Annotated in this window: 12 protein-coding genes; 2 read left to right on the top strand and 10 right to left on the bottom strand. The window is 73.0% G+C overall.

The window, feature by feature from the left end; genetic code table 11:
- Positions 1 to 69 precede the first annotated feature (69 nt).
- A complete protein-coding gene (locus AUL35_RS08495; protein ID WP_244493714.1) occupies positions 70 to 1,152 on the top strand; it encodes a cobalt-precorrin-5B (C(1))-methyltransferase in 1,083 nt (360 codons plus the stop codon).
- Positions 1,142 to 1,882 (top strand): cobalt-precorrin-6A reductase, encoded by a 741-nt coding sequence (locus AUL35_RS08500; RefSeq protein ID WP_062014013.1) that lies wholly within the window; start codon positions 1,142 to 1,144, stop codon positions 1,880 to 1,882. Before AUL35_RS08495 ends, AUL35_RS08500 begins: the two co-directional genes overlap by 11 nt.
- Here the strand turns inward: AUL35_RS08500 and cobM are convergent.
- The 10 genes from cobM to kdpB all read right to left on the bottom strand — a co-directional run bounded on the left by cobM (position 1,879) and on the right by kdpB (position 14,487).
- A complete protein-coding gene (cobM, locus tag AUL35_RS08505; protein WP_062014016.1) occupies positions 1,879 to 2,661 on the bottom strand; it encodes a precorrin-4 C(11)-methyltransferase in 783 nt (260 codons plus the stop codon). The two genes, AUL35_RS08500 and cobM, sit on opposite strands and share 4 nt — an antisense overlap.
- On the bottom strand, positions 2,658 to 4,463 hold the full coding sequence (gene cobJ, locus AUL35_RS08510; RefSeq protein ID WP_062014018.1) for a precorrin-3B C(17)-methyltransferase: 1,806 nt from the start codon (positions 4,461 to 4,463) through the stop codon (positions 2,658 to 2,660). The genes cobM and cobJ overlap by 4 nt, the downstream gene beginning before the upstream one ends.
- On the bottom strand, positions 4,460 to 5,176 hold the full coding sequence (gene cobI / locus AUL35_RS08515) for a precorrin-2 C(20)-methyltransferase (protein WP_062014019.1): 717 nt from the start codon (positions 5,174 to 5,176) through the stop codon (positions 4,460 to 4,462). Before cobI ends, cobJ begins: the two co-directional genes overlap by 4 nt.
- Positions 5,173 to 6,384 carry a bifunctional cobalt-precorrin-7 (C(5))-methyltransferase/cobalt-precorrin-6B (C(15))-methyltransferase gene (locus tag AUL35_RS08520; RefSeq protein ID WP_062014021.1) on the bottom strand — a complete coding sequence of 404 codons (1,212 nt, stop codon included), beginning with the start codon at positions 6,382 to 6,384 and terminating at the stop codon, positions 5,173 to 5,175. The genes cobI and AUL35_RS08520 overlap by 4 nt, the downstream gene beginning before the upstream one ends.
- Complete coding sequence (locus AUL35_RS08525; protein ID WP_062014023.1) at positions 6,381 to 7,010, bottom strand: precorrin-8X methylmutase; 630 nt, start codon at positions 7,008 to 7,010, stop codon at positions 6,381 to 6,383. Before AUL35_RS08525 ends, AUL35_RS08520 begins: the two co-directional genes overlap by 4 nt.
- A gap of 6 nt (positions 7,011 to 7,016) precedes the next feature.
- Entirely contained in the window at positions 7,017 to 8,129 is a 1,113-nt protein-coding gene (locus AUL35_RS08530) for a sirohydrochlorin chelatase (protein WP_062014031.1), read from the bottom strand.
- 199 nt (positions 8,130 to 8,328) lie between these two features.
- Entirely contained in the window at positions 8,329 to 9,015 is a 687-nt protein-coding gene (locus AUL35_RS08535; RefSeq protein ID WP_062014033.1) for a response regulator, read from the bottom strand.
- Positions 9,012 to 11,687, bottom strand: coding sequence for a sensor histidine kinase KdpD (locus tag AUL35_RS08540; protein ID WP_062014035.1), 2,676 nt, complete (start codon positions 11,685 to 11,687; stop codon positions 9,012 to 9,014). Before AUL35_RS08540 ends, AUL35_RS08535 begins: the two co-directional genes overlap by 4 nt.
- Positions 11,688 to 11,802: 115 nt before the next feature.
- The gene (gene kdpC, locus AUL35_RS08545) at positions 11,803 to 12,411 is read right to left on the bottom strand and encodes a potassium-transporting ATPase subunit KdpC (RefSeq protein ID WP_062014037.1); all 609 of its coding nucleotides are present in this window, start codon (positions 12,409 to 12,411) and stop codon (positions 11,803 to 11,805) included.
- A 21-nt stretch (positions 12,412 to 12,432) separates the two neighbouring features.
- Positions 12,433 to 14,487: a potassium-transporting ATPase subunit KdpB gene (gene kdpB, locus AUL35_RS08550; RefSeq protein WP_062014039.1), complete on the bottom strand. Its 2,055-nt coding sequence runs from the start codon at positions 14,485 to 14,487 to the stop codon at positions 12,433 to 12,435.
- Positions 14,488 to 14,565: the final 78 nt, after the last annotated feature.

Consider the following 14,565-nt stretch of genomic DNA (forward strand, 5'->3'; position numbering starts at 1 on the left):
CCGCGCGCCGCCTATAAGCCCCCCATGGGCTTCAACCTCGGCAAGCGGCGGGACGGCGCGAGCGTCGCGATGCGCGAGGGCGCGCCCCTGCGCCGGGGCTGGACCACGGGCGCCTGCGCGACCGCCGCCGCCAAGGCCGCGAGTGCCGCGCTTCTCACCGGCCGCTTTCCCGATCCGGTCGCGATCACGCTGCCGCGCGGCGAGACGCCGGCCTTTTCGCTCGCGCGCGAGCGGCTCGGCGACGGCGAAGCCTTCGCCGCCATCGTCAAGGACGCGGGCGACGATCCCGACGTCACCCACGGGGCCGAGGTCTGGGCGCGCGTGCGCTGGCTGCCCGTCGGCTCCGGCCTCGTGTTCCGGGCCGGCGAGGGCGTCGGCACGGTGACCAAGGCGGGCCTGCCGATCCCGCCCGGCGAGCCGGCGATCAACCCGGTGCCGCGCCAGATGATCCGCGCCGAACTCGAGGGCCTCTGCGACGCGCACGGCCGGGCCCTGGATGCCGAGGTGACGGTCGGCGTCACGGACGGCGCGCGGCTGGCGGAGAAGACGTGGAACGGGCGGCTCGGCATCCTCGGCGGCCTGTCGATCCTCGGCACGACCGGCATCGTCCACCCCTTCTCCTGCTCGGCCTGGATCCACTCCATCCATCGCGGCATCGACGTCGCGCGGGCCGAGCGCGTCGGGCACGTGGTGGGCGCGACCGGCTCCACCAGCGAGGCGGCGGTCCGGCAACTCTATCCGCATCTGCCGGTGATCAGCTATCTCGACATGGGCGACTTCGCGGGCGGGCTCCTGAAGTACCTGCGCCGCCATCCGGTGGAGCGCCTCACGATCGCGGGGGGCTTCGCCAAGCTCGCCAAGCTCGCCCAGGGCGCGCTCGACCTCCACTCCGGGCGCTCGCAGGTGGACCTTGAATTCCTCGCCGCGCTTGCGCGGGACCTCGGCGCCGACGGCGACCTCGGGGGACGGATCCTCCGCGCCAACACGGCCAAGGAGGCGCTCGATCTCTGCGCGGCGGCCGGGCTCGACATCGCGGGCCTCGTGGGGAGCCGGGCGCTCGGCACGGTGCGGGAGGCGTTGCGCGGCGCGCCCGTCGCGGCCGAGGTCGTGGTGGTGGACCGCGCGGGCCTCGTGATCGCCCATGCCCGCTAGATCGGTGCTCGTTCTCGGCGGCACGGCCGAAGCGTCGCTTCTCGTCGCGCGCCTCGCGCGCGAGCATCCCGAGATGCGGCTCGTCCTGTCGCTCGCCGGGCGCACGCGCGAGCCGATCCTACCGGCCGGCGTCGCAGTCCGCATCGGCGGCTTCGGCGGCGCGGCGGGGCTGGCCGCCTACCTCCAGGCCGAGGGCGTGACCCATCTCGTCGACGCGACCCACCCGTTCGCGACCGGCATGTCGCGCAACGCGGTGGAGGCGGCCCGTCTCGCCGGGGTCCCTCGCATCGCGCTCCTGCGCCCGCCCTGGGAGCAAAGGACCGGCGATCCGTGGACCGAGGTGGATTGCCTGCGGAGCGCGCGCGACGCCCTGCCGATGGGCGCGACGGCCTTTCTCGCGCTCGGCGCCCAGCACGTCGCCCCCTTTCGCCACCGGCCGGACCTCCGGCTCGTCTGGCGCGTCGTGGACGCGCCGGAGGGCCCCCTGCCCTTCGCCGCCACGCTCGTCCTCGGCCGCCCCTCGACCGACCCGGCGGAGGAGGCCGCGCTGTTTGCGGGCCATGCGATCACGCACCTCGTCTGCCGCAACTCGGGCGGCCGACGCGCCCATGCCAAGATCGAGGCTGCGCGGCGGCTTGCGCTTCCGGTCGTGATGATCCGCCGGCCCGCGCCGCCCCCGCCACCGATCGCGGGCGACCTCGATGCCGTCGTCGAGTGGCTGGAGACTTAGCCGGCTTTCGCGCGCTTGGCGTGAGGCCGCAGGATGTGCGGATGCGCGGCGTCGTAGAGCGCCGAGTCGCGGAAGTCCTCGGCCGCGAGCGCCCGGCCGACGAGAACCAGCGCGGTGCGGGTGAGCTTGGCCTCGCGGACTTGGCGGCCGATCGTCGCGAGCGTGCCGTGGATGAAGAGCTCGTCCGGCCAGCCGACGCGATAGGCGACCACGACCGGGCAGTCCGGTCCATAGCCCGGCAGCGGCGACAGTTCGCGCTCGATATGGGCGAGGTTGCGGATCGACAGGTGGATGGCGAGCGTCGCGCGGCTTTTTGCCAGCGTCGCGAGATCCTCGCCCTCCGGCATGGCAGAGGACTTCATGGCGGTGCGCGTCACCACCACGGTCTGGCAGACCTCGGGCACGGTGAGCTCGAGTTTCAGCGCGGCGGCGGCCGCCGCGAAGGCCGGCACGCCGGGCGTCACGTCGAAGGGAATGCCGAGCCGGTCCAGCCGCCGCATCTGCTCGGCGGTCGCGCCGTAGATCGACGGATCGCCCGAATGGACGCGCGCGACGTCGAGCCCCGCCTCGTGGGCGCGTCGCATCTCCTCGACGATCTCGTCCAAGTGCATCGGCGCGGTGTCGAGGACGCGGGCGCCCTCTGGCGCGGCGCGCACGATCTCTTCGGGCACCAGCGAGCCGGCGTAGAGGCAGACCGGGCAGCGCTCGATGAGGCGAAGCCCGCGCAGGGTGATGAGGTCGGGCGAGCCCGGCCCCGCGCCGATGAAGTGGACGGTCATGACTGGATCCCGGTGCCGGGCTTGGCGGCATAGCCGCGCGGCGTATAGGCGAAGCGGCGTCCCTCGGGCGTGACGAGAAGACGCGTGTTGGTGGAGCCGACGAGGACGACGGTCAGCATGTCGACCTCCTCGACGTCGAGGGCCTGAAGCTCGACGATGCGCACGCTCTCGCCCTCGCGCCCAAGATTGGTGGCGAGCACGACCGGCGTGTCGGCGGGGCGGTGTTGCAGGAGCACGTCGCGGGCGTGGGCCAACTGCGTGCGGCGGCGCTTCGACACGGGATTGTAGAAGGCAACGACGAAGTCGCCCTCGGCCGCCGCCTGCACGCGCCGCTGGATATCCTCCCAGGGGGTCAGGAGGTCGGACAGCGAGATGGTACAGAAGTCGTGGCCGAGCGGGGCGCCGGCCTTGGCGGCAGCCGCCTGCAGCGCCGAGATGCCGGGCGAGACCTCGACGGCGATGCGCCGGGCCGCCTTGGATACCTCGCCCCGGTCGAGAAGCTCGAAGACCAGCGTCGCCATGGCGTAGATGCCGGCGTCGCCCGAGCAGACGAGCGCGACGGTCCGGCCCTCGCCCGCCAGCTCCATCGCATGGCGCACGCGCGCTTCTTCGGCGCCGAGGTCGAAGTCGTGGCGCGTCCGTCCGTCCGCGAGGGGCCCGAGGAGGTCGAGGTAGAGCGAGTAGCCGACGAGGTCGGTACTCTGCTCGACAAGGGCCGAGACGGCGGGCGAGCGCCAGGGCGCGCCGCCCGGTCCGATGCCGACCACGAAGAGCCGTCCCCGCGCCTGCCCGACGGTGGCCGGGTCGATCGGCAGGGGCGCGCGCGCGAGCGCGGCGGTGGCGCGCGCGCTCTTCTGCTTGGAGACCGCGAGCGCGCCTTGCGGGCCGACGGCGGCGAGCGCCGCGCCTTCCGACACGCCGTGGCAGCCCGTCTCGCGGAACACGATGGCGGACGGATTCATGAGGCGCGGGCGCTCGCGCTCCAAAGTGGCGGCGTCGAAGAAGCGGGCCGGCACGCCGAAGCGTGCGGCCACCGCATGAACCGCCGGCTCGTCGGCCTTGAGGTCGATCGACGCGACGCAAGCCAAGCTCAGCGGCGAGACGCCGGCTTGCGACAGGACCCGCTCGGCCAGCGCGACGGCCTCTTCGGGCGGGGCGCCGCGCTCGGCGCCGATTCCGAGCACCATGGTCCGGGGGCGGTAGAGAAGTTCGAGCGGCTTCGCCTCGCGAGCTTCTTCCGTGACGGCGAGCGTGACGCGCCCGTCGTCGGCGACGGGGATGCGAGAGGTCTGGAGCCACGGCGCCGCGCCCTCGATCCACGCCTCCGCGCCCGCGACGAGTTCGGCCATGACGCCCTTTGCGTCGGCCGCGTTCTCCAGCGTGTAGCCTAGCGGAGGAGCGTCGAGGGCGACGCCGAAGCGCAGGTCGCCGGCCGTCGTGACGGCGGCGTGTCCGCCGAGCCCTTCGGCGAGGCGCCGCGCGAGGTCGTTGGCACCGTGGTGGCCGCCGAGCAGCGGCACCGCGGCCGAGCCGTCCTCGGCCAGCGCCACGACCGGCGGCTCGGCGCCCTTGTCGGTCAGCAGCGGCGCGAGGATGCGGATCACCGCGCCCGCCGCCATGACGGCAATGAGCGGGCGACCGTCCCGAAACAGCCGGCGCAGGTGGTCGCCCGCCGCCTCGAACAGGATCTCGGCCTCGTCCGCGCGCCCGCGCGCGCCGTGAACCTCGCCGCCGACCAGCGCGGCGGCGCGGCGCGCGAGCGGCAGCGCGCCGGAGTGGAGGACGACGATGGCGGGCCTCATGCGAGCGTCCCCCGGATGGCGGGCTCGGTGCCGCGATAGACGAGAATCATCGCGAAATAGGGCGCCTCGTCGCCGGTCTCGCTCAAGGGGAGGACGCGCTCGCCCCCTTGCGTGACGCGCTCGGCATAGATCGCGTCGTCCATCAGACCGAGTTCTCCGAGGAGCCGCTTCACGCGCGAAAAATGCCGGCCGAGCTTCAGGACGGCGAGGCTGGTGGCGGCCTCGATCGCCGGGCGCAGCGTCTCGTCGGGCAACGTCGCGGGGAGCACCGTCACGACGTCGCCGCGCGCGCTCAAGGGCCGGCGGGCGCCTGCGGCGGCGGCCATCACGGACGAGACGCCGGGCACGACGACGGTGGGAAAGCGGTCGGACAATCGGGCATGGAGATACAGGAAGGAGCCGTAGAAGAAGGGGTCGCCCTCGCACAGCACCGCGACGTCGCGGCCGGCCTCGAGGTGCTCGGCGATCAGCGGGGCGGCGCGATCGTAGGCGGCCTGGCCGGGCGCGCGGTCGCCCGACATGAGAAGGGGGATCGCGATCTCTTCCTGTTCGCCGGGCAAGTGCGGCGCGGCGATCGCGCGCGCGAGGCTCTGCGATCCTTCCGCCGCGGGATAGGCGATCACCGGAACGCTGCGCAGGATGCGGTGCGCTTTCAAAGTGAGAAGCTCGGGGTCGCCGGGACCGAGGCCGAGGCCGTAGAGCGTGCCGGTCATGGCCGGGCCTTTCGCAGGCACCAGTGGGTCACGGGCATGGCCGGGCGCCAGCCGCGATAGGGACCGACCGGCTCGGCGTGGCTGACCGCGACGCGCAAGAGTTCGCCGCCGTGCACCTCGTGGAGAGCGAGGAGGATCGCCTCCGACTCCAGCGTCACGGCATGGGCGACGAGCCGGCCGCCGCCCTTCAGCGCGGCGAAGGCGGCGTGGAAGACGCCGTCCGTGAGCCCGCCGCCGATGAACACGGCATCGGGCGCGGGCAGGCCCTCGAACGCGGCGGGTGCCTTGCCCTCGATGATCAGCAGGCCGTGCGTGCCGAGCCGGAAGGCGTTCTCGGCGATCATCGCGCGGCGCTCCGCGATCGGCTCGACCGCGATCGCCCGGCCACCGGGCGCGGCGCGCAGCCATTCCACCGAGATCGAGCCCGAACCGGCTCCCACGTCCCACAGGAGCTCGCCGGCGCCGGGTGCGAGGGCGGCGAGCGCGAGGGCGCGCGGCACGCGCTTGGTCATCTTGCCGTCGTGCCGGAAGGCGTCGTCCGGCAGGCCGGTGGCGAAGGGGTGATGCACCGTCCCCTCGCCCATCCGGCACTCCACCGCGAGCGTGTTGAGAGCGGCGACGTCGGGAAGCGCGAACCCGTCGGCCTCTGCCTCACGCACCCACTCGGCCGGGCCGCCGAGATGTTCCAGGACGGCGATGCGGCTCGGGCCGAAGCCGCGACGGCGGAGGAGATCGGCGACGCGGGCCGGCGAGGCGCCGTCCTCGGACAGGACGAGGAGCCGCGCGCCCGGCGCGACGTGCGGATTCAGCGCCTCGACCTCGCGCCCGTGAATGGTCAGGCAGCGCACCGCCTCCAGCGCCCAGCCCATCCGTGCGGCCGCCAGCGAAAAGGCGGACGGCCCCGGCAGGACGCGCATCTCGCCCGCGTCGAGAAACGTGCGCAGCCAGCGCGCCGGGCCGAACCAGGACGGATCGCCGGTCGCGAGCACGACAGCGGGAGACCCACGCGCGGCGAGGATGTCGGCGGCCGACTCGGCGAACGGCGAGCGCCAGCGGACGCGCCGCGCGGGATGGTCGCCCAGCATGGCGAGATGACGCTCACCCCCGAACACGGTCTGCGCCCCGTCGAGTGCGCGGCGCGCCTCGGGGGTCAGCGTGTCGAGGCCGCCGTCACCGACGCCGATCACGTGGAGCCAGGGCGCGCTCATGCGAGGCCCGAGACGAGGGCGTTGACGGCGGCGGCCGCCACGGCCGAGCCGCCGCGCCGGCCGCGCAAGGCGGCGAAGGGGACGCCGCGAGGGCTCCGCTCCAGCTCGGCCTTGGACTCGGCCGCGCCCACGAAGCCGACGGGGAAGCCGAGGATCACGGCCGGGCGCGGCGCCCCGGCATCCAGCCGCTCCAAGAGGCGGAAGAGCGCGGTCGGCGCGTTGCCGATCGCGACCACCGCGCCCTCCAAGTCCCAGAGGTCGACCTGCGCGGCCGAGCGCGTCGTGCCGGTCTCACGCGCCATCGCCGGTACGCGCGGATCGTTGAGGAGGCAGACGACCTCGACGCCGGCCGGCAGGTTGCGCGCGATGATGCCGTGCCGCACCATCTCGGCGTCCACCAAGATATGCGCGCCTCCGGCCAGCGCCGCGCGGCCCGCCTCCACCGCATCGGGCGAGAGGGCGAGGTCGTCGATCGCATCCACCATGCCGCAGCTATGGGCGATGCGGATGGCGAGATCGCGCGCGGTCTCCGGCAGGCACGCGAGCGCTTCCGCCCCCTCCTCGCGGATGGTGCGGAAACTTTGATCGTAGATCGCGGCGGGATCGCGCTCGTAGTGAAGAGCCATCGCGCCTCACCGTTTCATCGAGCGCGGGCCCAGCGGGTGGTCGGCATGGGGATAGGGATGATGCGTGTGGTCGTGCCCGTGCGAATGCCCGTGCGCGTGGTCATGGCCATGCGCGTGGTCGTGGCCATGGTCGTGCGAATGGGAGTGAGCGTGCCCATGGGCGTGGTCATGCCCGTGGTGATGGTGCTCGTGGTCGCCGTGCGCATGGTCGTGATGAGCGTGCCCGTGCCCGTCCGGGGCCGCCGGCCCGGTGCCGATGCCCTCGACGTGGTGGTGATGGCTCTCCTGCGGCAAGCCGACTTCCGCCTCGAAGCCCAGCACCTGCTCGCGATACTTGCACATCTGGCAGTTCATCGTGTTGGTGCCCTCGCCTATCTCCGCGAGCCGATCGACGAAGGTCTCCACCACGAGGTCGTGGGCGCCGAGATAGCCCGCCTTCAGGAAGCGGATCTCCGGGTGCCCGGCCGCGACCTTGTCGACGCCGGCATAGATGCGGTCGATGAGGATGCCGGTGAACAGGAAGTAGGGGAACACGACGATCCGCCGGTAGCCGAGGCGGGCGGCATGGGTCAGCCCCGGTTCGACCAGGGGGAAGGTGACGCCAGAATAAGCCGTCTCGCCCCAGCCGAAGCCGAGGCCCTCCCAGAGCATGCGCATGACCTTGGCGACGTTCGAGTTGGCGTCGGGGTCGGAGGCGCCCCGCCCCACCACCACCAGCATCGTGTCGTGCAGCGGCTCGCCGTCGCGCCAGCCGTCGCGGCGCAGCGCCTCGCGAATGCGCTCGCCGGCGGCGCGGATCATCTTGGGGTCGATCCCCAGCTCGCGGCCGTACAGGATCTCGACGCCGTTGGCGCTCGCATAGGTGTTGAGGACGGAGGGGATGTCGTTCTTGGCGTGGCCGGCGGCGAACAGCATGCCCGGCAGCGCCATGATCTGCGTGGCGCCCGCCTCGCGCAGGCGGTCCAGCCCGTCGCGGATAATCGGGGTCGCGAACTCGAGATAGCCGTAGTCGACGCGCCAGTCCGGCAGGCGGCGCGCCATCTTCTCGGAGAGGCCCCGGAACTCCTCCACCGCGCCGCGGTCCCGCGAGCCGTGGCCGCACATCATCAGCGCCTTCATGGGCGCCTCCTTTCATCCAAAGGCCGAAAGGAGGCGCGGCGCGCTGGGGCGCTTCCGCGTGGCTCTTTCCGACAGTCTCCCCGCCAGCCCCCGGATTGGGTCGGCCGCGACAGGAATCGTTTCGTGAGCTCGAACCGTCGAGCACCGTCAGGCAGCGCGGTTAAACAGGGCCCGGGATGCCGCGTCAACGCGCGCCCGTTCAGTCCTCGCCGATGCGGTAGCCGACGGCGGGCTCGGTCAGGATCAGGCGCGGGCGCGCCGGGTCGTCCTCGAGCTTGGCGCGCAGCTGCCCGACATAGACGCGCAGGTACTGCGTGTCGTGCTCGTGCGCCGGGCCCCAGACGGCGCGCAGGATCTGGCGGTGGGTGACGACCTTGCCGCTGTGGCGCACGAGAAAGGCGAGGAGCTCGAACTCCTTGGGCGTCAGGCGCGTCTCGGCGCCGCCCTTGAGGACGCGGCGGCGCGCAAGGTCCACCTCGAAGTCGCGCAGGCGCAGCTGCGCCGTCTCGCCGGCCGCCGAGATGGCGTGGCGCAGAGCCGCGCGAAGCCGCGCCATCAGCTCGCCCACGCCGAAGGGCTTGTTCACGAAGTCGTCGGCGCCCAGATCCAGCACCTCGATCTTCTCGGCCTCGCGGTCGCGCGCCGATAGCACCACGATCGGCACGCGCGACCAGGCGCGCACGCGCTCCACCACCTGCTTCCCGTCCATGTCGGGCAGGCCGAGGTCGAGCACGACGGCCGCGGGAGACTGGTTGGCGACGGCCGCGATCCCCGCCTCGCCCGTGTCGGCGCGCAGGACCTCGTAGCCCGCCGCCTCCAGCGCCGGCTTCAGGAAGCGGTGGATGGCGGGCTCGTCGTCCACCACGAGGATGGCGGGGCGGGTCACGGGCGGGCCCCGGCCTCGAGGGGCAGGACGAGCCGGAAGCGGGCGCCGCGCTCGCCGGCGGGCGTGGCGTCGAGCTCGGCCCGCCCGCCATGCGCCTCCAGGATGCCGCGCGTGATGGCCAGGCCCAGCCCCGCGCTTTCGCCCGCGTCGCCCCCCGTTCGCGGCCGGGCGCGGGCGAACTTCTCGAAGACGTGGGGCGCGACGTCCTCGGCCACGCCCGGCCCGTCGTCGCGGATGCGGATCACCATCTCGTTGTCCTCGCGCGCGGCCGAGAGTGCGATGGCCGCGCCAGGGCCAGCATAGCGCATCGCGTTGCCGACGACGTTGCCGATCGCCTGGTCGAGAAGGCTCTGGTCGGCGAAGACCAGCGGCAGGTCGGGGGCGGCCGCGACCTCGAAGCGCTGCGTGGCGCCCCGCCGGCGCGCGAGGTCGACGACGCGGTGGAGCGTTTCGGTGACGTCCACCCAGTCGCGGCGGAGATCCAGCGTTCCCGCCTCGAGGCGCGTGACGGCGAGGAGGTTGCGCACCATGCCGTCGAGATGCTGCGCCTCGTCGCGGATCTGCGAGAGGAGGTCTCGCCGCGCCGGCTCCCCCATGCGGTCGCCGTAGTCGAGAAGCGCGCTCGCCGCCCCCAGCACCGAGGCGAGCGGGGTGCGGAAATCGTGGCTGATCGAGGCGAGGAGGATGTTCCTCACGCGCTCGGTCTCGGCCTCGAGGCGCACGCTGCGCACCTCGGCCGACAGAAGCGCGCGGTGCAGGGCCGCGGCGGTCTGCTCGGTGAGGGCGGACAGGAGCGTGCGCGCCTCGGCGTCCAGCGGGGCGGCGTCCGGCGCGCGCTCGACGCCCAGAACGCCGACCTTGCCCTCGCGCACGGTGAGGGGCACGAAGGACCAGGCGGTCGAGGGCAGCGTGCCGGTGCCCCGGCCCGCCGGCTCGCCGTGCTCGAAGGCCCAGCGCGCGGCGGTGCGCGCCGAGCCGTCGAGCCGGTCCTCGGGCGGCCAGGCGGCGGCGACCTCCAGATCCCCGGGGCCGGGCCGCAGCAAAACGGCCGAGCGCCCGGTCGCGGTGTTGATCTCGCCGACGGCCGCCTCCATCACCGCGCCCGCGTCCGGCAGGGCCGAGAGCGTGCGGGTGAACTCGTAGAGGCGCCGCGCGGCGAGCGTGCGGCGTGCCGACAGGCGCATCTCCTCGCGCGCGCGGCCCGCCAGCGCCGAGATCGTCACTGCGATGATCAGGAAGACGCCGAGCGCCAGCACCTCGTGCGGACGGGCGACCGTGAAGGAGCCGGTCGGGTCGATGAAGAAGAAGTTGTAGGCGGCGAACGACAGGAACGAGGCGACCACCGCCGGCCAGACGCCGAAGACGAGAGCGGGCACCAGCACCGCGAGGAGATAGAGCATCGAGAGGTTGGGCAGCGGCATGAATCGCACGAGCTCGCGCCCGAGAAGCGTCGCGCAGGCGACGCTGAGGACCGCCGCGCCGTAGCCGGTCCAGGTGCCGAACTCGGGCCAGCGCCAGCGCGCCGGGCGCTGCTCGGAGGTCTCGGTGAGGACGAGGACCGAGACGCCGCGCGCCCGGCGCACGAGGGCGTCGGCCAGCCCCCGCCGCGCGAAGGGCAGGAGGCGCCCACGCCCCTGCGCCTTGCCGACCACGATCTGCGTCACGTTCTCGAAGCGCGCGAAGCGCAGGATCTCGGCCGGCAGGTCAGCGGCGACCAGGCTGTGCGTCTCGGCGCCGAGGTCGCGCGCCAGATGCAGCGCGGCGTCGAGGGAGGCGGCCGACGCCGTCTCGGGCACGAGGCCCGGGCGCTCGATCGTCACCGCGAACCAGTGGGCGCTCAGGAGGTCGGCGAGACGCTTGCCCTCGCGCACGAGGCGCTCGGCCTGCCGGTCGGGCCCGAGGCACACGAGAAGCCGCTCGCCGGCCGCCCAGGGACCCTCGATCGCCCCGCCCTGCATGCGCTCGATCAGGTCGGAGTCGACCTGGGCGGCGACCTGGCGCAGCGCCAACTCGCGCAGCGCCGTGAGGTTGGAGGGCTTGAAGAAGTTGCGCGTGGCGCGCGTCGCGGTGTCCTCGACATAGACCTTGCCCTCGGCGAGGCGGCGGATCAGCTCGTCGGAGGGCAGGTCGACCAGCACGATCTCGTCGGCCACCTCCAGCGTCGTGTCGGGCACGGTCTCGCGCACGCGCACGCCCGTGATTCGCTGGACGACGTCGTTGAGGCTCGTCACGTGCTGGACGTTCATCGTGGTCCAGACGTCGATGCCGGCGAGCAGCAGCTCGGCGACGTCCTGCCAGCGCTTGGGGTGGCGCGAGCCCTCGACGTTGGAATGGGCGTACTCGTCGACGAGGAGGAGCGAGGGCCGGCGCTTGAGGGCCGCGTCGAGGTCGAATTCCGGCACGAGCCGTCCGCGATAGGGAATGAGCGCGCGCGGCAGGATCTCCAGCCCCGCCGCCATGGCCTCGGTCTCGGCGCGGCCATGCGTCTCGAGGACGCCCACCAGCACCTCGCGCCCGTCGGCCTTGGCCGCGCGCGCGGCCTGGAGCATGGCGTAGGTCTTGCCGACGCCGGGCGCGGCGCCGAAGAACAGGCGCAGCTTGCCGCGCCCCTCGCGCTCGGCCTGGCCGAGAAGCGCGTCGGGGGAGGCGCGGGGCGCGTCGTCCTGGTTCATGGCGGCCTTCGAGGGTGGACGGTTGCGGGAAACGGCCGAAGGGACGCACCGGCCGGCACGTCCCCCTGGACCAACGAGATAGAGCGGGCGGGCCCGGCGCGGGAGAAGACGCCGCTCAGTTGGCGGCGACCGGCGCGGACGGCGCCGGGGGCGCGGCGGCCGGGGCGGCCGCGTCGAGCGCGAGGTTCACGGCGAGCACGTTGACGCGCGGCTCGCCGAGGACGCCGAGGGTCCGGCCGCGCGTGTTCTCGGCGATCACGCGGCGCACGGTGTCGGCCGGGACGCCGCGCGCTCCGGCGATGCGGGCGACCTGAAGCTCGGCAAAGGCGGGCGAGACGTCGGGGTCGAGGCCGCTCCCCGAGGTGGTGATGCTGTCGGCCGGCAGCACGCCGGCGCCGGTCGCGGCCTTCAGCGCCTCGCCGTCGGTGCGCAGCCGCTCGGCGAGCTTGGCGCTGGTGGGCCCGAGATTGGTGCCCGACGACGAGGAGGCGTCGTAGCCGTTGCCGGCCGCCGACGGGCGGCCCTGCAGGTAGATGCCTTGGGTGAAGCTCTGTCCGATCAGGGAGGAGCCGACCGGGCGGCCGTCGCGAAGCACGAGGCTGCCGGCGGCCTCGCGCGGGAAGGCGGCGCCCGCCACCGCCGTCATGGCGGCGGGGTAGGCGAGGCCGAGGAGGACCGTGAGGAGCACGAGGAGCGTCACGGCGGGGCGAAGCTGGGTGAGCATGGGTCGGTTTTTCCGGAAAGGTCAGGCGAGGCCGAGCGCGGAGACCGCGAGGTCGATGATCTTGATGCCGACGAAGGGCACGAGGATGCCGCCGAGACCGTAGATGAGGAGGTTTCGCCGAAGGACGCTCGCGGCGTCCATCGGCCGGTAGGGCACCCCGCGCAGGGCGAGCGGGATCAGGGCGACGATCACGAGGGCGTTGAAGATCACAGCCGACAGGATCGCGCTTTCCGGCGTCGAGAGACGCATCACGTTGAGGACGCCGAGCTCGGGGATCGCGGCGATGAACAGCGCCGGGATGATCGCGAAGTACTTGGCGACGTCGTTGGCGATCGAGAAGGTGGTCAGGCTCCCACGCGTCATCAGCAGCTGCTTGCCGATGCCGACGATCTCGATGAGCTTGGTGGGGTCCGAATCAAGATCCACCATGTTGCCGGCCTCGCGGGCGGCCTGCGTGCCGGTCTGCATGGCGACGCCGACATCGGCCTGGGCGAGCGCGGGCGCGTCGTTGGTGCCGTCGCCGCACATGGCCACCAGCCGCCCCTGCCGCTGCTCGGTGCGGATGTAGTTCAGCTTGTCCTGGGGTGTGGCCTCGGCGATGAAGTCGTCGACGCCCGCCTCGCCGGCGATGGCCGCGGCGGTGATCGGGTTGTCGCCCGTCACCATGACGGTGCGGATGCCCATGCGGCGCAGCTCCGCGAAGCGCTCCTTGATGTCGGGCTTGACGACGTCCTTGAGGTGGATGACGCCGAGGAAGCGGCCGTTCTCGGCCAGGCCCAGCGGCGTGCCGCCCGACTTGGCGATGCGCTCGACAGCCTGGGAAAAGGCGGCGGGCTCAGGGACCTCACGGCCCGCCGTCTCGCGCACGAAGCGCCGGACGGCATCCACCGCGCCCTTGCGGATATGGCGCTCGCCGATGTCGACGCCCGACAGGCGCGTGGCGGCCGAGAACTCGATGAAGCGGGCCTCCTGCGGGCGCTCCTGCGGGATGGCGGCGTTGAAGCGCTCGCGCGCCAGGGTCAGGATCGAGCGACCTTCCGCGGTCTCGTCGGAGAGGCTCGAGAGAACCGCGGCGTCCACCGCATCGCGCTCGGAGATGCCCTCGGCCGCCACGACCTCGGAGGCCATGCGGTTGCCGAAGGTGATCGTGCCGGTCTTGTCGAGAAGCAGCGTGTCGACGTCGCCCGCCGCCTCCACCGCCTTGCCCGACATGGCGAGCACGTTGTGGCGGATCAGCCGGTCCATGCCGGCGATGCCGATCGCCGACAGGAGGCCGCCGATCGTGGTGGGGATCAGCGTGACGAGCAATGCCACGAGGATCGGCACCGAGACCGCCGCGCCGGAATAGCTCGAGAGGCCGGTGAGCGTGACGACGGCGACCAGGAAGATCAAGGTCATGCCGACGAGGAGGATGGTGAGGGCCAGCTCGTTCGGCGTCTTCTGCCGCTCGGCGCCCTCGACCAGGGCGATCATGCGATCGAGGAACGAGGAGCCGGGAGCGGCCGTGATGCGCACCACCAGCCAGTCGGAGACCACCGTGGTGCCGCCGGTCACCGCCGAGCGGTCGCCGCCCGCCTCGCGGATCACGGGCGCCGACTCGCCGGTGACGGCCGCCTCGTTGACGGACGCGATGCCCTCCACGATCTCGCCGTCGCCCGGCACGAGGTCGCCGGTCTCGACCAGGACGTGGTCGCCCACCTTCAGGTCGAGCGCCGAGACGGACTGGATGCTGCGGCGATCCTTCGCCGAGGCCATGCGCTTGGCGACCGTGTCGGTGCGCGCCTTGCGAAGCGAATCGGCCTGGGCGCGGCCGCGCCCTTCCGCGATGGCCTCGGCGAAGTTGGCGAACAGCACCGTGAACCAAAGCCAGGCCATGATCTGGCCGGTGAAGAGGAGCGGGTTGCCGACCACGAGATCGCGCGCGAAGAGCACGGTGACCACGGCGGCCACGACCTCGGTGACGAAGATCACCGGGTTGCGCATGAGGGCGGCGGGATTGAGCTTGCGGAAGGCGTCGACCGTGGCGCGGCCGACGAGGTCGGGCCGGAAGGTGGACGTTGCGGCCTTGGCAGCCATGGGAGGATTTCCTTTGGTCGGGTCGCGGGGCGCGACCGACGAACAAGACGGGGGATGAAAGCGGGACCCCGTCCGGGG

The organism is Aureimonas sp. AU4, assembly GCF_001463765.1.
Lineage (GTDB): Bacteria > Pseudomonadota > Alphaproteobacteria > Rhizobiales > Rhizobiaceae > Aureimonas.

Excerpts from the sequence above, each read along its gene's own strand:
- AUL35_RS08495 (WP_244493714.1), top strand. The coding sequence starts at position 70 with ATGCGCGAGGGCGCGCCCCTGCGCCGGGGCTGGACCACGGGCGCCTGC.
- AUL35_RS08500 (WP_062014013.1), top strand. The coding sequence starts at position 1,142 with ATGCCCGCTAGATCGGTGCTCGTTCTCGGCGGCACGGCCGAAGCGTCG.
- cobM (WP_062014016.1), bottom strand. The coding sequence starts at position 2,661 with ATGACCGTCCACTTCATCGGCGCGGGGCCGGGCTCGCCCGACCTCATC.
- cobJ (WP_062014018.1), bottom strand. The coding sequence starts at position 4,463 with ATGAGGCCCGCCATCGTCGTCCTCCACTCCGGCGCGCTGCCGCTCGCG.
- cobI (WP_062014019.1), bottom strand. The coding sequence starts at position 5,176 with ATGACCGGCACGCTCTACGGCCTCGGCCTCGGTCCCGGCGACCCCGAG.
- AUL35_RS08520 (WP_062014021.1), bottom strand. The coding sequence starts at position 6,384 with ATGAGCGCGCCCTGGCTCCACGTGATCGGCGTCGGTGACGGCGGCCTC.
- AUL35_RS08525 (WP_062014023.1), bottom strand. The coding sequence starts at position 7,010 with ATGGCTCTTCACTACGAGCGCGATCCCGCCGCGATCTACGATCAAAGT.
- AUL35_RS08530 (WP_062014031.1), bottom strand. The coding sequence starts at position 8,129 with ATGAAGGCGCTGATGATGTGCGGCCACGGCTCGCGGGACCGCGGCGCG.
- AUL35_RS08540 (WP_062014035.1), bottom strand. The coding sequence starts at position 11,687 with ATGAACCAGGACGACGCGCCCCGCGCCTCCCCCGACGCGCTTCTCGGC.
- kdpC (WP_062014037.1), bottom strand. The coding sequence starts at position 12,411 with ATGCTCACCCAGCTTCGCCCCGCCGTGACGCTCCTCGTGCTCCTCACG.
- kdpB (WP_062014039.1), bottom strand. The coding sequence starts at position 14,487 with ATGGCTGCCAAGGCCGCAACGTCCACCTTCCGGCCCGACCTCGTCGGC.